The 24,011-nt window shown below is 72.9% G+C and carries 17 protein-coding genes; 11 read left to right on the top strand and 6 right to left on the bottom strand.

Translation table 11 applies throughout. The annotated features are described in order from the left end of the window. Positions 1-83: 83 nt before the first annotated feature. Complete coding sequence (ccrA, locus tag ACQPYX_RS22915; protein WP_230755668.1) at positions 84-1,361, bottom strand: crotonyl-CoA carboxylase/reductase; 1,278 nt, start codon at positions 1,359-1,361, stop codon at positions 84-86. A gap of 127 nt (positions 1,362-1,488) precedes the next feature. Further along, positions 1,489-1,938: a methylmalonyl-CoA epimerase gene (mce, locus tag ACQPYX_RS22910; protein WP_433799575.1), complete on the bottom strand. Its 450-nt coding sequence runs from the start codon at positions 1,936-1,938 to the stop codon at positions 1,489-1,491. Positions 1,939-2,048: 110 nt separating this feature from the next. Between mce and meaB the strand changes: the two genes are divergently transcribed. Next, on the top strand, positions 2,049-3,011 hold the full coding sequence (gene meaB, locus ACQPYX_RS22905) for a methylmalonyl Co-A mutase-associated GTPase MeaB (RefSeq protein WP_433799574.1): 963 nt from the start codon (positions 2,049-2,051) through the stop codon (positions 3,009-3,011). A 28-nt stretch (positions 3,012-3,039) separates the two neighbouring features. After that, positions 3,040-3,180, top strand: a complete 141-nt coding sequence (locus tag ACQPYX_RS22900; protein ID WP_433799573.1) for a hypothetical protein — start codon at positions 3,040-3,042, stop codon at positions 3,178-3,180. A gap of 5 nt (positions 3,181-3,185) precedes the next feature. On the opposite strand, the gene ACQPYX_RS22895 is transcribed toward ACQPYX_RS22900, so the two are convergent. Continuing rightward, positions 3,186-4,109, bottom strand: coding sequence for a M56 family metallopeptidase (locus ACQPYX_RS22895; RefSeq protein WP_433799572.1), 924 nt, complete (start codon positions 4,107-4,109; stop codon positions 3,186-3,188). Between the two features lie 32 nt (positions 4,110-4,141). Continuing rightward, on the bottom strand, positions 4,142-4,528 hold the full coding sequence (locus ACQPYX_RS22890) for a BlaI/MecI/CopY family transcriptional regulator (RefSeq protein ID WP_433799571.1): 387 nt from the start codon (positions 4,526-4,528) through the stop codon (positions 4,142-4,144). Between the two features lie 101 nt (positions 4,529-4,629). On the opposite strand from ACQPYX_RS22890, the gene ACQPYX_RS22885 reads away from it, so the two are divergent. From ACQPYX_RS22885 to cydC, 3 genes are read left to right on the top strand one after another with little or no spacing between them, the layout of a single operon-like run. Continuing rightward, positions 4,630-6,060 (top strand): cytochrome ubiquinol oxidase subunit I, encoded by a 1,431-nt coding sequence (locus tag ACQPYX_RS22885; protein ID WP_433799570.1) that lies wholly within the window; start codon positions 4,630-4,632, stop codon positions 6,058-6,060. Next, on the top strand, positions 6,060-7,046 hold the full coding sequence (gene cydB / locus ACQPYX_RS22880) for a cytochrome d ubiquinol oxidase subunit II (RefSeq protein ID WP_433799569.1): 987 nt from the start codon (positions 6,060-6,062) through the stop codon (positions 7,044-7,046). The genes ACQPYX_RS22885 and cydB overlap by 1 nt, the downstream gene beginning before the upstream one ends. After that, complete coding sequence (cydC, locus tag ACQPYX_RS22875; protein WP_433799568.1) at positions 7,046-10,357, top strand: thiol reductant ABC exporter subunit CydC; 3,312 nt, start codon at positions 7,046-7,048, stop codon at positions 10,355-10,357. The genes cydB and cydC overlap by 1 nt, the downstream gene beginning before the upstream one ends. A gap of 10 nt (positions 10,358-10,367) precedes the next feature. On the opposite strand, the gene ACQPYX_RS22870 is transcribed toward cydC, so the two are convergent. Beyond that, a complete protein-coding gene (locus ACQPYX_RS22870) occupies positions 10,368-10,871 on the bottom strand; it encodes a MarR family winged helix-turn-helix transcriptional regulator (RefSeq protein WP_433799567.1) in 504 nt (167 codons plus the stop codon). Between the two features lie 29 nt (positions 10,872-10,900). Here ACQPYX_RS22870 and ACQPYX_RS22865 point away from each other — a divergent pair, with 29 nt between their 5' ends. Then, positions 10,901-11,206, top strand: a complete 306-nt coding sequence (locus tag ACQPYX_RS22865) for an MTH1187 family thiamine-binding protein (RefSeq protein ID WP_433799566.1) — start codon at positions 10,901-10,903, stop codon at positions 11,204-11,206. A gap of 58 nt (positions 11,207-11,264) precedes the next feature. Continuing rightward, entirely contained in the window at positions 11,265-12,218 is a 954-nt protein-coding gene (locus ACQPYX_RS22860; protein WP_433803788.1) for a tetratricopeptide repeat protein, read from the top strand. On the opposite strand, the gene ACQPYX_RS22855 is transcribed toward ACQPYX_RS22860, so the two are convergent. Further along, positions 12,215-15,469, bottom strand: a complete 3,255-nt coding sequence (locus ACQPYX_RS22855; protein ID WP_433799565.1) for a hypothetical protein — start codon at positions 15,467-15,469, stop codon at positions 12,215-12,217. The two genes, ACQPYX_RS22860 and ACQPYX_RS22855, sit on opposite strands and share 4 nt — an antisense overlap. A gap of 189 nt (positions 15,470-15,658) precedes the next feature. Between ACQPYX_RS22855 and ACQPYX_RS22850 the strand changes: the two genes are divergently transcribed. The 4 genes from ACQPYX_RS22850 (at position 15,659) to ACQPYX_RS22835 (ending at position 24,010) form a co-directional block, all read left to right on the top strand. Continuing rightward, positions 15,659-16,570, top strand: coding sequence for a hypothetical protein (locus ACQPYX_RS22850; protein ID WP_433799564.1), 912 nt, complete (start codon positions 15,659-15,661; stop codon positions 16,568-16,570). A 660-nt stretch (positions 16,571-17,230) separates the two neighbouring features. Further along, complete coding sequence (locus ACQPYX_RS22845) at positions 17,231-17,473, top strand: hypothetical protein (RefSeq protein WP_433799563.1); 243 nt, start codon at positions 17,231-17,233, stop codon at positions 17,471-17,473. Further along, positions 17,470-20,406 carry a VWA domain-containing protein gene (locus ACQPYX_RS22840; protein ID WP_433799562.1) on the top strand — a complete coding sequence of 979 codons (2,937 nt, stop codon included), beginning with the start codon at positions 17,470-17,472 and terminating at the stop codon, positions 20,404-20,406. Before ACQPYX_RS22845 ends, ACQPYX_RS22840 begins: the two co-directional genes overlap by 4 nt. 31 nt (positions 20,407-20,437) lie before the next feature. Further along, entirely contained in the window at positions 20,438-24,010 is a 3,573-nt protein-coding gene (locus ACQPYX_RS22835) for a tubulin-like doman-containing protein (RefSeq protein ID WP_433799561.1), read from the top strand. Position 24,011: the final 1 nt, after the last annotated feature.

Genomic DNA, 24,011 nt, shown 5'->3' with positions numbered 1-24,011 from the left:
GAAGGGGCCCGGAAACGCACGAACGGCACTCTCGCAGCATCTACATGCGCGAAAGTGCCGTTCGCTCGGAGCGGGAGAAGGGACTACTGGCCGCGGAAGCGGTTGATGCCCTCCAGGTGCTGCTCGCGCAGCTCCGGGTTGGTGACGCCGAGGCCCTCCTCGGGGGCGAGGCAGAGGACGCCGACCTTGCCCTGGTGGGAGTTGTGGTGGACGTCGTTGGCGGCCTCGCCGGTGTCCTCGAGCGCGTAGCTCTTGGAGACCGTCGGGTGGATCTTGCCCTGGGCCACCAGGCGGTTCGCCAGGTAGGCCTCCTTGTAGTTCGCGAAGTGCGACCCGATGATCCGCTTGAGGTTCATCCACAGGTAGCGGTTGTCGTACTGGTGCATGAAGCCCGACGTCGAGGCGCAGGTGACGATGGTGCCGCCGCGCTTGGCGACGTAGACCGACGCGCCGAAGGTCTCGCGGCCCGGGTGCTCGAAGACGATGTCGGGGTCGTCGCCGCCGGTCAGCTCACGGATCTTCGCGCCGAACCGCTTCCACTCGCGGGGGTCCTGGGTCTCGGGGTCGGACCAGAACTTGTAGCCCTCGGCGGAGCGGTCGATGATCAGCTCGGCGCCCATCTTGCGGCAGAGTTCGGCCTTCTCCGGGGAGGAGACCACGCAGACCGGGGTGGCGCCGCCGTTGAGCGCGAACTGGGTGGCGTAGGAGCCCAGGCCGCCCGACGCGCCCCAGATCAGGACGACGTCGCCCTGGGTCATGTTCGCGCCGTGCGGGCTGACCAGCTGGCGGTAGGCGGTGGAGTTGACCAGCCCGGGGGAGGCGGCCTCCTCCCAGGTGAGGTGGTCCGGCTTGGGCATCAGCTGGTTGGTCTTGACCAGGGCCATGTCGGCGAGGCCGCCGAAGTTGGTCTCGAAGCCCCAGATCCGCTGCTCGGGGTCCATCATCGTGTCGTCGTGCCCGGCGGGGCTCTCGAGCTCCACCGAGAGGCAGTGCGCGACGACCTTGTCGCCCGGCTTCCACATCTGCACGCCCGCGCCGACCTTGAGCACGACGCCGGCGAGGTCGGAGCCGACGACGTGGTAGGGCAGGTCGTGGCGCTTCGCGAGGTCGGAGATGCGGCCGTAGCGCTTGAGGAAGCCGAAGGTGGACACCGGCTCGAAGATCGAGGTCCACACGGTGTTGTAGTTGATGGCGCTGGCCATGACGGCGACGAGGGCCTCGCCGGGCGCGACCTCGGGCGTCGGGACGTCGTCGAGGTGCAGCGACTTGCGGGGATCCTTCTCCTGGGCGGGCATCCCGGCGAACATGTCGGCCTCGTCGGCGTGCACCGTGATGCCCCGGTAGGACTCGGGGACGGTCATGGAGCCGATGCCGGCCAGATCGTCGGCGAGGATGGCGTCGCGGATTTCCTGCACTGGTCTTGCCTCCGGGGTGGTCGGGTGCGGTGAGGCTACCGACGAGTAGCTAGGGCGAGAAGGGTGACGTGCGTCAGTGTCCGGCGGCCGGTTGGACCAGCTCGACGAGCACGCCCCCGGCGTCCTTCGGGTGGACGAAGTTCACGCGGGAGTCGGCGGTGCCGCGCCGGGCCTGCTCGTAGAGCAGCCGGACACCCTTCTCCCGAAGCTTCGCGGCGGTGTCCTCCACGTCGCGCACCCGGTAGGCGACCTGCTGCAGGCCGGGACCGTTGCGGTCGATGAACTTCGCGATGGTGGACTTCTCGTCCAGCGGCGCCAGCAGCTGGATCGCGGTCCCGGACGGGTCGTCGGGCGCGTGCAGCATCGCCTCGCGCACGCCCTGCTCCTCGTTGGTCTCGGTGTGCGTCGCCTCGAGACCCAACGTGCGGGCGTACCAGGCGATGGCCTCGTCGAGATCCGGGACGGCGATGCCGACGTGGTCCACGGCCACGATGCCGATCGCTGCGTCGAGCTGTGCAGTCATGCTCGGGACAGTAAGCGTCTGAATCGCAACACCAAGCAGGTGACGGCCACCACCCCGACCTCGGGCGGGTGACCCTGTCCGGACGGCCCGGTCCTGCCACGATCGGCGCCGTGCCCGACCTCGCCGACCTCGTCTCCCGCGCCCGCGAGGGCTCGCCGCGCGCCGTCGCCCAGCTCGTCTCCATGGTCGAGGACGGTGGCCCGGCGGTGCGCGAGCTCGCCGCCGCGCTCGCCCCGCATGCCGGGCACGCGCTGGTGGTGGGCCTGACCGGCTCCCCCGGGGTGGGGAAGTCGACGACGACGTCCGCGCTGGTCGGCGAGCTCCGCCGGACCGGACGGCGGGTGGGGGTGCTCGCCGTCGACCCGTCCTCCCCGTTCTCCGGCGGGGCGCTGCTCGGCGACCGGGTGCGGATGAGCGAGCACGCCACCGACCCCGGCGTGTTCATCCGGTCGATGGCCACCCGCGGGCACCTCGGCGGACTCTCCGCGGCGGCCCCGCAGGCGCTGCGCGTGCTCGACGCGGCGGGGTGCGACGTGGTGCTGGTGGAGACCGTGGGCGTGGGGCAGTCGGAGGTCGAGGTGGTGGCCCTCGCGGACACCACGGTGGTGCTCCTCGCGCCCGGCATGGGCGACGGCATCCAGGCGACCAAGGCCGGGGTCCTCGAGATCGCCGACGTGTTCTGCGTGAACAAGGCCGACCGGGAGGGCGCGGAGGCCACCGTCCGCGAGATCGAGAACGCGATGGCGATGGGGCGGCGGGGGACCGGGCCGCAGTGGCGCGCCCCCGTCGTCCGGACGGTCGCCGCCGCCGGCCGCGGCATCGACGACCTGCTCGCCGCCGTCGACGCGCACCGGGCGTGGATGGACGAGCGCGGACGCGGCGACGAGGGGCGACGACGCCGCGCCCGGGCCGAGATCGAGGCGATCGCGCTGGCCGACCTGCGGGCGCAGCTGCGGGCGGTCTCGGGTTCCGCCGCGCTCGACACCCTGGCCGCGGGGGTCGCGGCCGGGGACCTCGACCCCTTCGCCGCCGCCGACCGGCTGCGTTCGGCGGCCGAGGTTGACGGGGGGTGAGTCTATGGTCCGCCCCTGAGGAGAGGGGGTGGCCGTGCTGTGTTGGTGGGTGGTCACCGTCATGGCCCTGCTGCAGGGGGCGGACTACGCGGGGCGGTGGCGCCGGTCGCGGCGTCGGCGCCGCGGGGCGCACCGCGGGCGGCGGGGCGCGATGCGGGAGTGGCCGTGAGGCCCTCAGCGCACGCCGACGGTGGGGAGTGCGTCGGTCAGCCACGGGATGACGATGGTGACGGTGGGGACCACCACCAGCGCCACCGCCGCGAGGTAGGTGCCGACGGCGAGGGCCCGGCCGCCGTGCACGCAGTCGCGGATGCGCTCGAGTCGCTCGACGACGTCGGTGCCGTACCCGGCGCGGTCGCTGGAGGCGAAGGCGTCCAGGGCGCCGGCCATCGCGTCGTCGCCGACGCGGCGGCGACCCGCGTCGTCGGCGAGCATCTCGAGCAGGAGCGCCACGGCGTCGCGGGCCTCGCGGCTGCGCACGATCACCGGGAAGGCCCGGTGCAGGGCGGTGAAGCCCTCGCGGACGAGGTCGTGCCGGGCGGCGAGGTGGGCCTGCTCGTGGGCGATCACCGCGGTGAGCTCCTTCGGGCAGAGCGTCTCGAGCGCGGCGCCGGTGACCACGACGCGGCCCTCCCGCCCGACCCGGCCCGGCACGCAGTACGCGAACGGGACGGCCCCGTCGAGCACCCGCAGCACCGTGCCCGCGCGCAACGAGCCGCCCGCGTCGACCTCCTCGGCCCGCGCGAGCAGGTCGATCATGTCCCGGTGGCGGGCGCGGCGGACCCGGGTGCGCACGGCCAGCAGGACGAGCACCACCACCAGGCGCACGACGATGAGCCCGGCGAGCACCGCCGCGACGCCGACCGCGGTCGCGAGGGCGATCCCGGTCCGCTCCTCGGGGTGGAAGAAGACCCGCAGCAGGGCCTCGGGTGCCGCCAGGGCGCTGCCCACGGCCGCGAGGACGGCGGCGACCGCCACCGACTGCCAGAGCACGATCGCGGCGCGCGGCACGGACCGGGTCCACCGCGCCCGGGCCAGGAGGGCGGGCACGGGCCCGGCGAGCACGAGGGCGAGCCCCGTCAGCCACACCGACGCCATGGGACGTCAGTGTGGCGCCTGCGTGGCCGGTCTCACGACTCGGGTGATCGGTCCGCCGGGCGCGGCGTGCCCTGCGCGGGCGTGTCGAGGGCCTTGCGCAGGGCCTCGGCCTCCGCCGGGCCGACCCGGTCGACGAAGGCCACCAGCGCGGCCGTGCGGTCCTCGCCGACGTCGCCGAGCGCGTCGAGCATCAGCTCGGCCGCCATCTGCTCGCGGCTGGAGGCGGCGGCGTAGCGGTAGGCCTTGCCGTCCCGTTCCTGCCTGACCAGCCCTTTCTTCGCCAGACGGCCGAGGACGGTCATCACGGTGGTGTACGCGAGCTCGCGTTCCAACCGGTCGTGGACGTCCCGCACCGTGAGCGGCTCCTCGGCCGACCACAGCTGGGCCATGACCGCGCGTTCGAGCTCTCCGAGGGCCACGCGGAGGAGTGTACCCAGCGACACGATGTGTCAACGACTCATGTCGTACTACCGTCGGTCGTAGGTACTACGAAGCGTCGTAGTCGACAGGAGGTCGGGTCGTGACCGCACTGGAGCTCTCACGCCTGCAGTTCGCCGTCGTCACCGTCTACCACTACCTGTTCGTCCCGCTGTCGATCTCGCTCTCGGCGTTGACGGCGGGCCTGCAGACGGCGTGGTGGCGCACCGGGGACGAGCGGTACTCGCGGGCCACCCTGTTCGCGGGGAAGCTGCTGATGGCCACCTTCGCCGTGGGCGTGGTGACCGGGCTGGTCCAGGAGTTCCAGTTCGGGCTCTCCTGGTCGGCGTTCGCGCAGTACTACGGCGACGTCTTCGGCCCGACGCTGGCCATCGAGGGCATGCTCGCGTTCTTCCTCGAGGCCACGTTCCTGGGCCTGTGGTGGTTCGGCCGCGACCGGCTGCGCCCCGGGCTGCACCTGGCCACGATCTGGGTGGTCGCGGTCGGCACCCTCATCTCGGCCTACGTCATCCTCGCGGCCAACGCCTTCATGCAGCACCCGGTCGGCGCGACGATCGACCCGGAGACCGGCCGCGCCGTGCTCGGCAGCTTCGGGGCCCTGCTGACCAACCCCGTCGTCGTCGCCTCGTTCCCGCACACGATCGCGGGCGCCTTCATGGCCGGCGGCGGACTGCTCATGGCCATCGGGATGTGGCGCCGCTGGGCCCGGCCCGCCGACGCCGAGGACGAGCCGGTGCGCGGCACCTGGCGCCTCCTCGCCCGCGCCGGCGCCTGGACCACCCTGGTCGGCGGCGCCGCCGTGAGCCTCACCGGCGACGTGCTGGGCAAGGTGATGACCGAGGTCCAGCCCATGAAGATGGCCGCCGCGGAGGCGCTCTACGAGACCACCTCGCACGCCCCGTTCAGCCTCTTCGCCGTCCAGCTGCCCGGTATGGAGCAGCCGTGGTCGCTCGACGTCCCGTGGCTGCTCAGCTTCCTCGCCACCGGCGACCCGACCGCCACCGTCCAGGGCATCGACGACCTGCAGCGCCAGTACGAGCTGCAGTTCGGCCCCGAGGACTACACGCCGTGGATCCCCGTCGCCTACTGGACGTTCCGCCTCATGATCGGGCTCGGCGTCGTCGCCGCCGGGGTCGCCGCCTACGTCCTTTGGCGCACGCGGCGGGGCCGCGACTTCACACCCACGTGGTTCGCCGACCGCTGGCTGCTGCGCTTCCTGTGGACGCTGCCCGTGCTGCCCACCGCCGCCGCGACGTTCGGCTGGCTGTTCACCGAGACCGCCCGCCAGCCCTGGCTCGTGTTCGGCCTGTTCCAGACCCGCGACGGCGTCTCGCCCACCCTCACCCCCGTCGAGCTCGTCGCCTCGTTGGCCGGGTTCGCGCTGGTCTACGGCGTCCTGGCGGTGGTCTGGGTCCGCCTCGTGCTGCACGTCTCGCGCCGGGAGCCGGCGACGCTGCACCCGGCGCCGCAGCGCGAGGAGACCCCCGAGCCGGCCCTGGAGATGAGCTACTGATGGAGATCCTCTGGTTCGCGCTGGCGATCCTCTGCTGGGTGCTGTTCTTCGCCCTCGAGGGCTTCGACTTCGGCGTCGGCATGCTCGCCCCGGTCCTCGGCCGCGACGACCACGAGCGCGGCGCGGCGATCCGCACCGTGGGGCCCGTCTGGGACGGCAACGAGGTCTGGCTGGTCGCCGCGATCGGCGTGACCTTCGCGGCGTTCCCCGACTGGTACGCCGCCCTGCTCTCCGGGCTCTACCTGCCGATGGTGCTGGTGCTGCTCGCCCTCGCGGCGCGCGGTGTGGCCATCGAGTTCCGCGGCAAGGTCGACACCCCGGCCTGGCGCCGGCGTTGCGAGATCACGCTCGCGGTCTCCTCGTTCCTGACGGCGGGTCTGTTCGGTGCCGTCGTCGCCGTCGCGACGACGGGCCTCGCGCTCGACCCGGGCGGCGCCGTCGTCGGGACCGGCCTGGAACGCACGCTCGGCCCGCTGCTGTCGTGGCCGGCCCTCGCCGGCGCGGTGCTCGGCGTCCTCGCCGCGCTCGTGCAGGGCGCGACGTTCCTGGGCCTGCGCACCACCGGGCCGGTCCGGGTGCGGGCGCGGCGCACGGCCGTCGGGTCGGCGGTGGCGGCGGGGGTGGTCGCCGCGGGCGTCGGCGTGGCGGTCGGTGGCACCACGATGCTGTTCGCCGTGGTCGTCGCCCTGCTCGCGGTCGTCACGGCCGTCGCCGCGGCCTCCGGGTACGAGGGGGCGGCGTTCGCGGCGGCGACCCTCGGGGTGGTGGGCGCCGTGGTCGCGGCGTTCACCGCGCACGTGCCGGTGGTCCTGCCCTCGACCCTCGACCCGGCCGCGTCGCTGACGATCTCCGGGGCGGCGGCGTCGCCGTACGCGCTGACGGTGATCACGGTCGGCGCGGTGCTGATCCTGCCCGGCGTGGTGGCCTACCAGGCGTTCTCGTACTGGGTGTTCCGCCGTCGGGTGGCCAGCGAGCGGGTGGCGTGATGGCGGGCCGCGGGCCGGTCGACGTCCGGCTGCTGCGCCTCGCCCGGCCCGCGCTGCCCGGGGTGGCGGCGCAGGTGGTGCTGGGGGTCGTCGGCGCGGTGGCGGACGCGGCGGCGCTCGTCGCGGCGGGTCTGCTCGTGGCGTCGCTGGTCGGCGGGGAGCGGCCGACGACCGAGATCGCGTGGTTGGTGGGCGCCGTCGTGGTGCGTGCGCTCGTCGCCACGCTGGCGCCGCGGGTCGCGGCCGGCACCGCGACCCGGGTGGTGGAGCCGCAGCGCGAGCGGCTGCTCGACGCCCGCGACCCGGAGGCCGAGCGCCGCGACCCGGGCGCGACCCGTCGTCGGGAACTCGCCGCCGGCGGCATCGACGACCTCCGCGCGTGGTTCACCTCGTACCTGCCCGCGCTCGTGCTGGCTGCCGTGCTGCCGCCGCTGGTGCTGGTCGGGCTGTTCGTGGCGGACGTGTCGTCGGCCGTGATCGTGCTGCTCACGCTGCCGCTGCTGCCGGTGTTCGCGGCGCTGATCGGCTGGGTCACCGAGCGCCGGGCGGCCGCGCAGTGGGCGGCCGGGGAGCGGTTGTCGGGCCACGTCCTCGACGTCGTCGTCGGGCTCGCGACCCTGCGCCTGTTCGGGCGGGCGCGCCGCCAGGTGGACGAGGTCGCGCGGACCGGCGAGGCGCACCGGCGGGCGAGCGCATCGGTGCTGCGGGTGGCGTTCCTGTCGACGACCGCGCTGGACCTGGTGGCGACCGTGTCGGTCGGCCTGGTCGCCGTGTCGGCCGGCCTGCGGGTGGTCGACGGCTCGCTCGGCCTCGCCCCGGCCCTCGTCGCGATCCTGCTCGCGCCCGAGGCGTACCGGCCGATCCGCGAGGTCGGGGCGCGGTTCCACGAGGTGGCGCGGGCGTCGGAGGTGGCCTCCGGCCTCGTGAGCACCGTTCCGTCCTGCGGCGCCGTCGTCTCCGCACGGGGTGTCCGCGCCACCTCGGTCCGCGTCCGCTACCCGCAGCGGCGGACCGACGCGCTCGCGCTGGACACGCTCGTCGTCGAGCCGGGCGAGGTGGTGGCGTTGGCGGGGGAGTCCGGCGCCGGGAAGACGACGCTGCTCCGCGTGCTGGCGGGCGCGATCCGGGCCGACGAGGGCACGGTCGAGGTCGGCGGGCCCGTGCAGTACCTGCCGCAACGCCCGACGCTGCCGCACGCGCGCACCGTCGCCGACGCGATCGGGACCACCGACCCCTCGGTCCTGGCCGCGCTGGACCTGCCGTTCGGGCCGGACGCGTCGCTGGCCGAGGAGGGCGGGTCGGTCTCCGCCGGCCAGCGCGAGCGGTTGGCGCTCGCCCGCGTGCTCGCGGCGCTCGAGGCGGAGCCCCGCCAGACGGTGCTGCTCGACGAGCCGACCGCCCACCTCGACGCCGGCACCGAGGCGCGGGTGCTGGCGCTCCTGCGGGCGGCCGCCGGTCGCGGGGCGGCAGTGCTGCTCGTCGCGCACCGGCCGGCTGCCCTGGCGGCGGCGGACCGGGTGGTCACGGTGGCGCGTCCAACAGCCACCACCGATCCGCGTGAGGGGAACCCTCAGCACGCTAGAGCGCTCGAGGGTTCCCCTCACGCGTCGGGGTCGAGTTCTCGTCGCCAGTTCTCGACGATGGCCGGGGTCGCCCTGGGCGCGGGGTCGGTGCTCGCCGGGCTCGTGCTGACCGCGGCGTCGACCTGGCTGATCGTGCGCGCCGACGCGCGACCGCCGGTGCTGACCCTGTCGATCGCGGTCGTGATCGTGCGGGGCACGGCCGTGCTGCGGCCGCTCCTGCGCTACCTCGAACGGCTCGTCGTCCACGACGACGCGCTGTCCCGCGTCGCGGGCTGGCGGCGGGCGCTCGTCGCCGTGCTCGTCGACCGGGTGCCCGGCGCGGTGGCCGGTCGGCGGGGCGACCTGCTGGCCCGGGCGGTCGGCGACGTCGACGTGCGACTCGACGGCCTCGTCCGCGGCCGGCAGCCGGTGCTGGTCGCGGTCGTGGTGGCGCCGCTGGTGCTCCTGGTCGCCTGGCTCTCCGTCCCCGCGACGCTGCCCGCGCTGGTCGTGGGGCTCGGGGTGGCCGGCGTCGTGGTCCCGCTGCTCGCCGTGGTGGCCACGCGCCGCGACGGGCCCGCGCTCGATCGGGCCGGCGACCGGCTCCAGGCCGCGGTCGTCGAGACCCTCGCCGCCCGGGAGGAGCTCGCCGTGCGTGACCGCGACGACGTGCTCGCCGTGCCCCGGGCGCGCGTCGCAGCGCTGGACCGGGCCCGTCGGCGGGCGGCCGTGCACGAGGGCCTCCTCGACGGGGTCGCCCACCTCGCGCTCGGCGTCACCACCGTCGGGGCCGCCCTCGCCGCGGTGTCGCTCGACGCGTCGCCGGAGCTCGTCGGCATCGTCGTGCTGCTCCCGACCGCCCTCGCCGGGACCGTCCTCGCCCTGCCCGCCGCGGCGCGCGCCCTCGTGCGGGGCCGTCAGGCGCGGGCGCGGATCGACGCGCTCGCCGCAGTGCCGCCGCCGGCCTCCGAGCCGGATGTCAGCACTGGCGCGCTGCTGACGTCAGAGGTGCGGACGGCGCCACTCACGCATGGGCGCCCCGACGATGGCGCGTTGCTCCCACTGGGTGCGCGCAGAACGCCATCGTCGATCCGGATCCGCGACCTCGCCGCGGGCTGGGGTGCCCAGCAGGCCCTGCGCGGTGTCGACCTCGACCTGCCGCCCGGAGCCCGGGTCGCGGTGAGGGGTGCGTCGGGGTCGGGCAAGTCGACCCTGGCGGCCGTCCTGCTCGCGTTCCTCGACCCGTCGTCGGGAACCGTGACGATCGACGGCGCCGACGTGCGCGACCTCCCCGGGGACGAGGTGCGGCGCCGGATCGGGCTCCTCGGCGACCACGACCACGTCTTCACCGCCTCCGTGCGCGCCAACCTGCGCCTCGCCGCCCCCGACGCCGACGACGACCGGCTGCACGCGGCCCTGCGTCGGGTGCACCTGGAGGGGTGGGTCGACTCGCTCGGGGAGGGGCTCGACACCGTGATCGGCCCCGGCAGCATCTCGGGCGGGGAGCGCCGTCGGCTCGCCGCCGCCCGGCTCGTCCTCGCCGATCAGGGCGTGTGGATTCTCGACGAGCCGACCGAGGGACTCGACGTGGCCACCGCGCAGGCGCTGATGGCCGACCTGCTCGCCGGCGACCGCACGGTCCTGCTCCTCGCGCACCGCCCGGAGGGCCTCGACCGGATGGACACGGTGCTCGACCTCGTCGACGGCCGGCTCCGACCCCGCTCCGGAGCACTCGTCGCGGCGAGCTGACCGGCGACCGCTAGGCGAAGTCGCCCGCGGCGTGCCGGACGCGGGCGAGGAGCCCGAACAGGGTGCGGGCCTCGTCGGGGGCGAGGCCGACCAGCCCGAAGTCGACCGTCGTCACCGCGGCCGTCGCCTCCTCGCAGCGGCGGCGGCCGGCGTCGGTGATCTCGACGAGGGTCGTGCGCTTGTCCGTGGGGTGCGGGGTCCGGCGGACGAGCGCGGCGCCCTCGAGACGGTCGACGATGTTGGTGATCGACGTCGGGTGCAGCTGCAGCCGCTGGCCCATGAGGTTCATCGGCAGCGCGCCGTGGCGGGAGAAGGTCAGGAGCACGAGCGCCTCGAAGCGGGCGAAGGTCAGCTCGTGCGGGCGCAGCGCGGCGTCGACGGCCTGCTGCAGGATCTGCTGCACGCGGAAGACGCTCGTGGTGGCCGCCATCGTGGTCGCGTCGCCGATCTTGTCCGACCAGATCGCGGCGGCTCGCTCGATGGGGTCGAACGGCAACGGGTCGGACGCGGGCATCGGCGGGAATCTAGCAGGATGATGGACCCGTGATCGTTGCGTTCAGCGTGGCCCCGAGCGGCGGGGAGTCCGATTCGGTGAGCGAGGCCGTGGCGGCGGCGGTGCGGGTGGTCCGCGAGTCCGGCCTGCCGCACGAGACCTCGTCGATGTTCACCTCGATCGAGGGCGAGTGGGACGAGGTGATGGACGTGGTGAAGCGGGCGACGGAGGCCGCCGGGCGCTACGGCAGCCGCGTGTCGCTCGTGCTCAAGGCGGACATCCGCCCCGGCTGGAGCGGGCAGATGGCCGCGAAGGTGGCACGGGTCGAGGAGCATCTGTCGAGCTGGCAGGATTGATCCCGTGGCACGCCCCGATCCCCGTCAGGCCGCGCAGGCGGCTGCCCTGTCCTCGGCCATGGCCGGGGCCGTCGACCTCTCCGGGCTGAAGGCCCGCGCCGAGCAGCGGTCCGCGCAGCAGGCGCGCCCGGCCGCGCCCGCCGCGCCGCCCGGTGACGGCGCGGCCCCCCCGGCCCCGGCGGCAGGCTCCTTCGTCATCGACGTCACCGAGGACACCTTCCAGACCGAGGTCCTCGAGCGGTCGATGACCGTGCCCGTCGTCGTGGACCTCTGGGCCGAGTGGTGCCAGCCGTGCAAGCAGCTCTCCCCGACGCTGGAGAAGCTCGCCGCCGAGGGCAACGGCGCCTGGATCCTCGCCAAGGTCGACGTCGACGCGAACCCCCGCATCGCGCAGATGTTCCAGGTGCAGTCGATCCCGACGGTGTACGTCGTGGTCGCCCAGCAGCCGGTCACCTCCTTCTCCGGGGTGCAGCCGGAGGAGCAGCTCCGCGGCTGGGTCGCCCAGATCCTCGACGCGCTGCGCGACCGCATGCCCGGCATCGCCGAGGCCGAGGCGCGTGGCCCGGCGCAGGAGGGCTCGGCCGAGCCCGTGCCCGAGCCCGAGGACCCGCGCTTCACCGCCGCCGAGGACGCCCTCGAGCGCGGTGACTACGACGCCGCGATCGCCGCCTACGAGCAGATCCTCGCCGTCGAGCCGGCCAACGCCGAGGCGCAGGCCGCGCTCTCGCAGGTCCGGTTCATGGCCCGCGCCGAGTCGGCCGACCCGTCGGCGATCGCCGCTGCGGACGCCGCGCCGGACGACGTCGCCGCGCAGAAGGCCGCCGCCGACGCCGAACTCGCGGGCGGTCAGGTCGAGGCCGCGTTCGACCGGCTGGTGAAGACCGTCCAGCGCACCGCCGCCGAGGACCGCGACGCGGCCCGCGAGCACCTGGTGTCGCTCTTCGAGCTCTTCGCGCCGGACGACCCGCGGGTCACCACGGCCCGCCGCGCCCTGGCCCGCGCGCTCTACTAGAAGTCTTCCCGACCACCGCTCTTCCTGGGGCCGTACTCGTCGGTGCGTCCGTAGCCGGAGGCATACGGCCCGTACTCAGTGGATGCCGGTCCGTACTCGACAGCAGCGGTTCCGCATCCAACCGAAGCGGGGCCGTACTCGGTCGAGGGGCCGTACTCGGTCAGGGGGCCGTACTCGGTCGAGGGACGGTACTCGGTCGAGGGAGGGTACTCGGTCGAGGGACCGTATCTGGCCGACGGCCCGTATCCAGCGCTCAACGGTCCGTACTCTGTCGAGGTTACGTACGCGCTCGACGGTGCGGGTTCCGCGAACGGTGCCGTCGCACTCGCCGGGACGCGGTCGTCCGCCGTGACGGGACCCGTCCATCGACCCTGGAGTCGGCGGCAGTGCCGCCACCAGCCGACACCAGCGAGCGCGAGGAGCACGGCCGCGCCGCCGAGACCCATCAGGGTCCACGGCGGGCCCGGCGGGGGCGCCTTCGTGACCGCCCCCAACCAGTACTGCCCGCTCGGGTCCCGGCTCTGCTCAGTGAACGACTGCTTGACAGTCTCGGTCAGGCCCGGCGGGGCCGGTGTCGTGTCCCGGACGAGCTCGACGGCGCCCAGGTCGATCCCGCCCTGGATGACGGAGTAGGTGGTGCTGCCGATGGTCACGTCGTCCCGGTACTCGCCGTTGAAGAACGACTGCCGATATTGCTCGAACTCCTCCTGCGGCGTCCACGAGGTGCGCAGGGCCCATGGCGTTATGTCGCCGGTGTTGACGAGGTTGCCGAACTCGGTGTGGTGGCTCGCGCTGCGCTGGCGATACCACTCGGCGGCGACGCGGGCGTAGTAGACCTGCCGCAGCGCGGCGTAGCGCGGGTCCTCGTTGACCTCGCGCTGCATCTCAGGCAGCACCACGCTGCGGACGAGAGCGTCCTCTCGGGCGGCGACGTCGGGCGGCGGCGGAGTGCACTGCCCGGCGGCGGCACCGACGTCGGCCCGTTCGGTCTGCACGACGAGCGGCGCCTTCTCCACGTAGACGGCGTCGCCTTCCTCCCGGATCTCTGCAGGGCCGGGAACGATCCACGCCCGGGTCACGGCGCAGTAGGTGAGGACGTCGATCGCGTCGGGGGACGCCCAGAAGCGGTCGCCGGTCGGCGTATGGGGGCGGGTGAGGCGCCCCATCGAGCGCTTGAGCTCCAGGTCAGCGTCGAGCAGCACTCGCCCGACGTCGGTGCGGCCCAGGTTCGGGTCGGTGACCTTGTCGGGCTGGTTCGGGTTGAGGTTCACCCAGAAGGCGTCCGGGCGCAGGCTCAACCACACGAAGAACGCGTCGGAGGCCCGCTGCGTCGCCGCGGTCCCGGTCCCGGTCCCCGGCGAGCTGCCCGGGCCGACGGCGTTCGCGCTGAACGCGTACCGGGTCGGCGCGCCCGTGCTGCCGTCGGAGAGGTAGCGCAGGCTCAGGGAGCTGAAGTCGATTCCGCCGGGGTTCGACACGTCGGCCACGCTGTCCGCCGCCGGGCCCTGCGCCGTCACCTGGCTGTTCCGACCGGCCAGCAGCTGGTGGCTGTCCTCCTCGGGCTCTGGCTCGGGCTCGGCAGCTGCGGCGGCGCCGCCGGCCTGAGGGACGGGTCGTGGCCTGGTCGGTGCGGAGCCTCCGGAACCCCTGGAAGACGGTGGAGGATTCGCCGGGTTGATCTCCTCGACCGGGATCTCGATACGGTTGTCCGTCTTGTTCCCGGTCGTCAGGTTCGTGACGATGATGAGCGTCGGCTTCTCGTCGCCGACCTCGTCCTGGATCCACTGGTAGACGTTCAGGTCCTTGAACACCTGGACGATTTGGTCACGATCGGCGCGGTCCAGCCCGCGAAGGGCCCCGCTCTCGAACTTCAGGTGCAGCTCCGTCTTCGCGTCCTCATAGACCGGCGAGCTGTTCTTCGCTGTTCGGAGCTGTTGACTCCCCTTCCGGACGTGTCGCTTGACGTAATCCACATTGCTGGTGCGCATGGTCTTAATCTCCATGAGCACCGGGGGAATGCCTGGATCCTTGACCGGGTCGTACGTCAGGATCAGGTCCGCCGTGGCTCCCCGATGGTCCGTGTCCACGGCGATCGATTGTGGGAAGACGCGCTTCCCGTTGATAATCCGTCCTTCGGTCTCGCGCGCGGCCGCCTCGATGTGACGCCGCCATCCCGCCTTATTGTCGGCGCCGTGAAATTTCTCCAGGATGGTGTAGACGGCTTGACGGCGAGAGACTTCGCCGCTGCGTAGGAGCTGCAGGAGCGGCGCCATGACCGAGGTGCCGGCCTCCGGGAACGCCCATCCCGCGGCCTCTCGAGCCTTGCGCTCCTCCAACGGCGTGTCGTTCTCTTTGCCGTCCCGGTTCGGCGGCCCCAGGTCCGCGGTCATCCAATGGACGAACTCGTCGACGTCGGCGCGCTCGGAGGGCACGCCGTCCTCGCTCGCGCGCGCGCCGGCCCGGGCGTCCCGGGCCGAACGGGCGGCCTGGTCGTGCACGGCTCCCAGGTCCTGCGGACTGGGCTGCGTGACGCTGGAGAGGTCGGCGCTCGGCACGACGGGACCGCCGGCGTCGTCCGGGCCGTCGGGGTCGTCCGGGGTGTCGGGCTCGTCGGCGTCGAGGCGCGTGACGAAGGCCCGCGGCGCCCACGGAGCCGCGAGCGGGATGGCCATCTGCAGCGGCGGGCCGCCCAACGTGGTCGGGACGACGACGAACCGGTTTCCGTTGGTCAGCTCCGTGCCCGGCCGACCGTTGACGACCCGGTCGCCGCCGCGCGCCCACCGGCCTCCGTCGGCCTGCAGCGCCGACGCCAGGGCCTTCGGGGTGAAGTCAGCAAGGGACAGGTGCGCGACCGCGTCCGGAGGAGGGTCAGCGACCCAGCTGTCGGCCACGCGCAAGTCGGTGACCGTGGACCCTTGCCACCACGCGACGTTGCCCCTCAGGAAGGTCCGGGCGCCGTCGCTCACCAGTTCCGCGGCCGCGCCGGACTCCCGGGCGAGGTCGGCGTGGGCGACCTCGTCGGCGGCCACGGTCATCACGACCGTCGTACGGGCGCCGCTCGCGTCCTCGACCGACCCCCGGAGCGTCACACCGGGCTGGGCGGCGAGCGCAGAGGCGGCATCGGTCACCGACCGTGCCGGTCCGCTCGCGACCCGGCCCACGACGATCGTCACGGTGGCGACGACCGCCACGACCACGACGATCGCGATCGTGATCCATGGCCAACGGTGGCCACGCAGGGACGCGACCACGCCGGCAGGTCTGTCCCCCATGCGGTCCCTCCCGACCCGTCCCCCCACAGCGGCGCGCCAACGGTGCCGCGTCGGGTGTGCGCCCGACCAACCGCGTGTCACCGTAGCGAGTTAACATTGCGAGGAGGAGGGGATCTTTCGTCGCTCTCCGTGGTTCCGTGCCGCCGTGTCCTCGGCGAGGGAGTTCGCGTGCGCAACCGCTGGAACGTCGAGAAGGACTCGGTGATCGGCTGGCTGGCGACGCTGGACGGGGACGTCCTGGGCGACGTCGTGCGCCTCGGTGAGGAGACCGGGGCGTATCGCGTCGTGACCGCGCCAGCCCTCGGATTCGACCGGAGCGTCGAGAGCAGGAGTTATTCGGAGTACCTGTCCGGCCGACCGGTCGATCCCGCTGCCCTGTCCGGGGTCGGGTCCGCGGCGTCCCGGATCGCGTATGTGAACCCGTCCGGCCTCGTGGTGGAGGACGACGTCGTGGAGCTCGGCGCGCTCCTGCCCGAGTCGCCGGGCCGGCGCCCGCGAGCCCCCCTGGAGCTGATGGCGCTCCGCCCCCCGCCGACAGCGAGGTTGTCGATCACCTCGTGTTCCGACATCTGGCTGCCGTGGTGCTCCGCATGGCACGAAGACGGGGCACACCGGGACGACCTGGCGGACAACCGTGAGCTGGCGGGACGGCACGCCCCGCGCCTGAACGCCTTCCTGACCAGGATCGCGGAGCTCGGGGACGTCGAGCTCGACCCGGAGTCCACCACTCCCCGTCTCGGGTTCCAGGTGACCGGTCGCGGGGTCCGTCTCGACGTAGAGAACCCGCGGGAACGGACCGTCTGGGAACGCTTCGGGGACCCTGGCTGGCCCGACCTCCTCGAGGCCGCGCGCCGGGCGGTCCGGCGAGCCGAGCAACACCCGGAGTCCGCCCCCTACCGCAGCGCCGTCGGACTGATTACCGACGCCATCGACCACCCGCTCTTCCGCGCCGACCACGACGTGGCCCGCGAGATCCTCCGGGCTGCGGCGGTGGGTTCGGTGCTCGACGGGTCGATGCGGGTGAAGGTGCTCGCCGGCGAGGTGCAGCACGTCTTCGAGCCCGAGGAAATTGCTCCGTGATCGGTACCGGGCGGCTTGGCTCGCCGCCCGGTAACCCTGCGCTGTCAGGTTCAGCGTCGACGGTAAGAACGGTGGCGAGGCAGTCCGACGGTGCCACTCGTTGAGGAGCGGCGAGCAACGCGGGCTTGTGTCACCTAGAGTGACAGTTCGACCCTTCTTTGAAGAGGTTCAGCGCTCGAGTTAGGCCAAACGAGCGAATTGATGTCTGCGGATACAAGTTCCAGTTACGCTTCTGGCGCTCAGCTCGATGTGACGGGGGCCTCGATCGCGCACTCAGGCGTGGTTGCGAGGTGGGCTGAGTGGACTAGCGGCGGCGGCCGTTGACGGGTTCGGACGCAGCCGGACGAACAAGTTCGGGACCAACAGGGGGAGTAGCGGATGGCGACGGGGGGCTCGGACCCGTTCGACTTCGGTCCACCGCCGACGCGGAGTGGCGATGACCGGTCGACGGACCCCTACGGTCCGTCTCCGACAGCGCCGTCCGGTCGCCCGACCGTCGATCAGTGGTCCGGCGGCTCGCAGGGCTTCGGCTGGGAAGGCGCATCCGCGTCGAGTTGGGGGCACAGCGGACAGACCTCGACGCTTCTCCCCACGGACACGGCCCGTGATGTCGGCCGCCCGCCGATGGCACTGCTCGCGCCCCCGGTTGTCCTAGGCCTCGTGGGTGCCCTGATCGCGTTCCTGCTCGGGGTGACCGTTCTCTGGGCTTTCGTGGGTTGGGCGCTCGCGGGTCCGGTCGCCGTCGGTTCCCTCGCGTTCTACATGCTCCGCGACACCCGCGAGCGGGCCAAGCCCATCTACTCCGGGGACGCCACGTGGCTCTACGGAGTCGCGCTGGTCGCGATCGGGATCGGTGTCGTTGTCAGCGCCTGGCGCATCGCCCAGTGGGCGGGTCAGCTGTGACCCGCCGCAGCGCGCTCGCCGCCGTCCTCGGCACGGCCCTGCTCCTCGGAGTCCAGTTCCTCGGCCTCGGAGCCGCAGCAGCCCAGTCCGCCCCGACGGCCCCGGACACCGCCGACGCCGCGGTGCAGCGCTTCACCGGCTGCGTCAACGGCCAGGGCCACGGCGACGTCGTGGTGCTCGTCGACGAGTCGGGCAGCCTCGCGCAGACCGACCCGCAGTTCGAACGGCTCGTGGCGGCCAAGTACTTCCTGTCGCAGCTCGGGGCACAGGCAGACCACAACGGCAAGCAGATCGACGTCCTGGTCGACAGCTTCTCGAAGGACTTCGACATCATCACCGATGGCTGGACTCCGCTGAACGCGACCACCCTGCCCGGGATCCAGGGTGCGGTCGACCAGCTGCGCGCCCGGCCGCTCGGCCCGGACACCGACTACTGGACGGCGCTGGAGAACACCCGCCGTCAGCTCGGCGACCGGGCGCAGGCCGCTCCGGCGGGCACGACCCCATGCCAGGCCGTCGTCTGGTTCTCGGACGGCAAGCTCGACTACCAGGTGCGCGACACTCCCTCCCTGCGCGGCGCGTACGGCGCGACGAGCACTGCGTCATACGCGCCGGGGGCGGACCTGACCACCCAGAACGGTGTGAACGGTGTCATCGGCGCCGCCGAGACCAAAATCTGCACCGACGGCGGTCTCGCCGACCAGTTGCGCAGCGCCGGCATCACCACCTTTGCCATCGGCCTGTCCGCTCCGGGGGAGGAGCCTCCACCGGACTTCGGACTCATGCAGTCCATCGCGACCGGCGGGGGCGGGCCGCACTGCGGCAACCTCCCCGCGACCGGCGGCTTCACTCAGGCCGCAAACGTCAACGACCTGCTGTTCAGCTTCGATCAGTACCTGACGCCCGGACAGCCCGTCGAGAACGCCCTGACGCACTCCTTCGTTCTCGACCGGTCCGTCGACGGAGTCCACGTCCTCGCCGGGATCGACCAGCCCACGCCTGGCTCGGCGGTGCGTGCCGAACTCGTCGGGCCCGGCGGTACCTCCCCGTTCCTGTTCGACGACCATTCCGGAGCGACCCGGACGGCCTACATCGGCACCGGGCCGCAGCCCCTGCAGGTCACGTACTCCTGGCCCTCGGCCAGCGCCGTCACGTTCGACCTCGTCGACTCGCCGCAGGGTGCTGCGAACTGGTCCGGAGCGTGGACGCTGCGGTTCGTCGACCCGCAGTTGGGCAGCGGTCCCGCTCCGTCCCGCTCGAGCATCCATGTGTGGGGGGACCTGCAGCCGACCTTCGCGCCGCGCGGCGACTCGACCTTGCGTAGTGGCTCCGGACCGGTGGCCCTGTCCTACGGCATCACCCGTCGTGGTGCTCCCGTCGACCCGACCACGCTGCCTGGCGCGATCACACTGTCAGCGCAGCTGGTCGAGCCCAACGGCACCCTCGTCAGCGCCGGCGGTGCGGCCGACAAGACCGGCTTCTCGACGCCGAGCCAGGTCGACCTGAGCTCCGTGCCACCCGGCCCGGCGACGCTGCGCCTCGTGCTCCAGGTGACGACGGCGCCCGCCGCGCTCCCGGATGGGCGGGTCGCGGGGACATCGCTTGCCCCGACCGAGGTCGACATTCCCGTTCAGGTCGCCGCACCGGTCAACTTCCCCACCGTCGCCGGGATCACCTTCCCGACGGGCGGCAACGGCGACACCGAGCTCGACGGCTCGCTCACCGTGACCGGACCGGGTCTGGTGTGGATCGAGCCGCAGAAGCCCACGCTCCGCACCGTCCCGGACGGCGCCGGCTCCCCAGACCTCGCCGCGACCGAGGCGACCGGTCCGTCGTCGGCGGTGCGCCTGGGCGACGGCGAGCAGGGCGACGTCCCGGTCCGGTTGACGACGGGAGGTCCCGCGACCGGCACGGCCAGCGGAACCGTGGCCGTGTCCTACGCTCCCGTCGACCATCCCGAGCTCGCCAAGACCGTCGACGTGCCGTTCCGCGCCGACCTCCGCAAGCCGATCAACGGTGCCGCGTACGGCCTCGCGTTCGTCCTGGCCCTCGTGCTCGGCCCGCTCATCCCGCTGCTGCTCCTCTACCTGGTCAAGTGGCTGACGGCGCGTATCCCCGACCAGGGGCTGCAGACGCGCCGGATCCCGGTCCGGGTGGTCGACGGCGGCATCCAGCGCGACGGTGTGCCGTTCGCGTTGCGGCCGGAGGACTTCGTCGCGATGACCTCGATACCCGAGGGTGGGGCGCGGCGGCTCGACGTCGGAGGGATCGGGCTGCTGACCCGCACCGGGTGGTCTCCGTTCGGGCGGGGGCGCGTGGTCGTGGACAGTCCCGGGTACGTCGCATCCTCCTCGACCGACGCCGAGCCTCGCGGGCGGAACGGGCACGCTGTACTCCCACTCGCGCTGCACGACACGTGGATCCTGTTGCACGCTCCGGTCGGCCCGGACGACGCAGCCGAGGTCCTGGTGCTCCTGCACGCCGATGGACTGCCTGCCACTCGTGAGCGCATCGCGGGGGAGATCGCCGGTCGCGCCCCGGCGATGCTCGAGCGCCTGCGGAGTTTCGCCCGGGACAAGGGGCTGGCCGCGGACGGCGACGGGACCAGGCCACCCCGCGAGCCCGAGCCTAGCTGGGCCGGCGCCACCACCGGACAGTCTCACCCCGGGTCGAGCGACGAGAGCCGGTACCCGAACGCCGAGGGCGGTGGCTACAGCTCGAACGAGGGAGGTGGCTATGGCCCGACGGCGGGCTTCGGTGGGCGTGGCCTCACGTCTCAGTACGACCCGAGCAGCGCGGGGCTGTACGGCCCGAGCGGCTTCCACGAGTCCTCGGAGCCCGCCCCGGACCGCGGCCGCCCCGACGGTCCGCCCGGGGAGCCGGAGACCGACCGGTACGGGCCCACCGGCTCGTCGCCCTACCCCTCGTCCTGATCAACCCGTTCCACGAATCCCGGAGAGACACGTGCGAAGGTTTCTGGTCGTCGGCTGCGGCGGGTCGGGCGGAGCCACGCTGGCCTACCTGATGGACCAGCTGCGATCTGACCTCGGGGCCCGCGGCGTTGCCGCGCTGCCGACTGCGTGGCAGTTCGTTCACATCGACGTCCCTCACGTCTGCGAGGCCGGTCCCGACGGGCTCGGCAGCGTCGTCGAGCAGGGCGGCACTTATGTCGGTTGCGCGCCGCGCGCAGACAGCTATGCGGTGCTCGACGAGGCCCTGAGCCAGCGCTTCGCCGATGCCCGTCGCTTCGACGCCATCGCCACCTGGGCTCCACGCGAGCCGGCCCGGGTCAACATCCCGATCTCGGTCGGCGCGGGCCAGTACAGGGCGATCGGACGGATGATCAGTCTGAACCGAGCGCGGTCGCTGCGGGACACGCTGCAGTCGGTGTGGGACAGGTTCGGGCGGCCGAGCACAGCGGGGGAGATGCGCGAGGTCGCCGAGAAGGTGCCCGGCCTGGGCGAGTTCGACGACGGGCCACCGCTGGTCCTCGTGGTCTCGTCGATGGCGGGCGGTGCGGGGGCCTCGATGGCGCTCGACGTGTGCCGACTCCTCACCCTGGTCGAGGGCCTCGATTCGAACCTGCTGGGCGCATTCCTGGTCGCCCCGAACATCTTCGACGGCCTGCCCGAGGCCAGCCGCACCGGTGTGCGCCCGAACGCGCTGGCGATGCTCGGCGAGATCTTCGCCAGCCAGGCCGGTGCCGCGAGGGAGCACGACGCCGCCACGTTGGAGGCGATGGGTCTCGAGGGGGCGCAGCGCATCGCTGTGCCGTTCGCACGGGTCTTCCCCGTCGGACGGTTCGCGGGCATCGACCGCACCCAGTTCGGCGACGGGAGCCAGCGCGCGGTCTACCGCGGTCTGGGGCGCGGGCTGGCAGGTCTGCTGATGAGCGACAAGGCGGTCGCGCCCTTCGTGTCCTTTGACCTCGGCAACCGGGGCTCCCCGCCCGGCAACCGCGACCTGCTCGGTTGGGGCAGCAACTGGGACAACCTCCCGTGGGGCTCCTACGGATTCGCCAGCCTGAGCATGGGCCGCGACCGTTACGCCGAGTACTCCGCGCAGCGCATAGCGCGTAGCGCCGTCGAGCGGTTGCTGCACGGTCACCTGCAGGCGGCGAGCAACGCGTCGTCCAACGAGCAGGTGGCAACGCTTCTCGACAGCCAGCGGGAGGGCGTCTGCCGTCGGGCCGGCCTGCCTCCGGACGCGGCCACGATCCCGACCTGGCTCACCGGGTATGCGTTCAATACGAGAACCGTGGTCGAGCCGGCTGCGGTCGGCATCGTCGGGCCGGTCGTGCGTCAGATCCCTCCACCGGAGGGGCTGCAGGCCGCGCAATGGGTTCCGGCGCTGCGCCAGAAGCTCGCCGAGCAGGCCCCGCGGGTCACCTCGGAGGTGGAGCGCACCGCCCGGCAGCTCGTCTTCGAGTGGCACCAGCAGCAGCTGCTGCCCTACGTCGAGCACGAGGTGTCACTTGCTGTCGCCGAGATAGGGCTTCCTTACGGGGTGGCGGTCGTGGAGTACCTCGGTCAGCACGCCCGTGAGGTCCTGGCTGTGGGCCTCGACCGCATCGTTGCGGACGCTCGTCCCGGCGTGACTGCGATCAGCCCGGAGGTGGAGCAGGCGCTCGGTCGGCTCAAGGGCCCGATCCAGGGCGGTGCCCCGATCGTCGAGGAGATCGGGCGTGGCCTGCAGGCCAATGTCCGGCTCGCCGTCCACGCTCGGGTCGCAGAGCTCACCGCGGCCCTGTTACGTCAGTTCACCGTCGATGTACTCGCCCCGCTGTCCCAGGCGCTGTCGCAGGCCCAGCGACTCCTCGAGACCGCGATGGCCGCAGACCCTGTCGACGTCGGGCTGGCCCGGCTCGCCACCGCCGAGCCGGTGGCGTGGCCGGCCGACGACCTCCCGCGGGTGCCGAGCCGCTTCGACGAGGCCGACAACGAGGTGTTGCTGACGAGCTCGGCAGACTTCCAGGCCCAGTACGAATCCGATCTACGCCGCGCCGTCGACCGGACCGACACCGACATCCTCCCGCTGTTCCCGGACGCGCGCCGCGCCGTGGTCAAGGCCGTCGTGTCCGGGGTGTGGCGCACGACCGGAGGGGAGCGCCCGCCGGGTGGCCTGATCGAGCGCCGGGCGCAGTGGCGCTCTCGGGTCTTCCCGACCGACCCCGGCACCGGCGAGGCGATCATCCCGTCGCACACGCACTATGAGGTCCACGTGCGCCCCGCTGAGCTGCTGGACCGCGCACGGCGGCTGGTGTCACGCCCCGGCGAGTCCTTCGACAACTTCTGCCGACTGTCGATCACCGACTTCATCAAGGGTGCCGACGGTATCGACGAGGCGGGGCTCGGGCGGCGTCAGGACTGGATCGTCGACAAGTTCATCGAGGCGCTCAAGCTCGCGCGTCCACTGATCAGTGTTAACAGCACGGCGCTGCAGGCCGTCCACCGCGCCGACATCGAGTATCGCTACAAGTTCTCCGAGGTCCCGTTCCACGGCCAGCCGGTCGCGAGCCGGCTGGTCCGCGTCCTGGAGAACGACCGGATGGTCGACCGGTCCAGCGTCACGAACCTCGAGCAGGCGATCAGCGATGCCGCGGGTGTCACCCGCATCGACGTCTTCGGCTCCTACCCGAACTACTCGCCGCTCGTGTTCGACGCCGTCCTCGGGCCGGTGGCCCAGCAGTGGGCCGCGGTGAGCGACATGGGCCGCGACGCCTTCTGGGAGTGGCGCCGGAGCCGCCCGCTCCACGCCGCCCTGCCCATGGGCGACGACGAGCGGAGGACGATGGTGGCCGGATGGCTGCTCGGCCAGATCGCGGGCCGCATCCAGATCCCCGCGCCCCCCTACCGGGACGCTGCGCGGGTCTGGGATGCCGAGAACGGTCGCTGGGAGCCTTTCCCGCACCCTCTGCTGACCCCGCCGCGCAACTTCGTGGCCGCCTACGACTGGCTGCCCGCGGTTCTGGAGTCGATCCTCCTGGCCGTGGCTCGCTCGCACCTCGAGCCGGTCATGGCATCGCTGCGGCCCTACCAGTTGCTGCGGATGATGTTCGACGAGTCCCCGCAGCGCCCGGCCGGTGGGATCGAGGTCACCGAGACCTCGGGGCGGGATCTGGTGCGGCGCTGGCTCATCGGCGACCGCGTCAGTGGTATGCAGTCCGTGATCGAGGACCTCGGCGAGTCCGCCGGGCCCGAGGAGCGGGCTGGGGCGGCCACCGAGTGGCTGCGCGACATCCGCGAGCTCGCCGGGGAGCACTACATGGCACCCGGCGAACAGGGTGCTCCCGGCGGCGGCACCTTCTCGGTGATCACCTTCCGCCGGGTGGCCTCCGGCACCCCGTTGTTCCGCGACATCGCCGCCGACGTGTACTGGGCGGCCGAGACGCTCATGTCGATCATCGACGAAGAGGTCAAGGAGATCGAGCGCCGAGCACGCCTGCCTCGCGATCCCGACGGCGGGACCCGCCCCGACGGGCGCGGGGCCCGCCCCGCGCAGGTGTCGGTGCCGGAGTCGAAGCGGGGTGCCTTCTGAG

The organism is Actinomycetospora sp. CA-084318, from assembly GCF_050955885.1.
Lineage (GTDB): Bacteria > Actinomycetota > Actinomycetes > Mycobacteriales > Pseudonocardiaceae > Actinomycetospora.
This window is presented reverse-complemented; position numbering and strand designations above follow the sequence as displayed.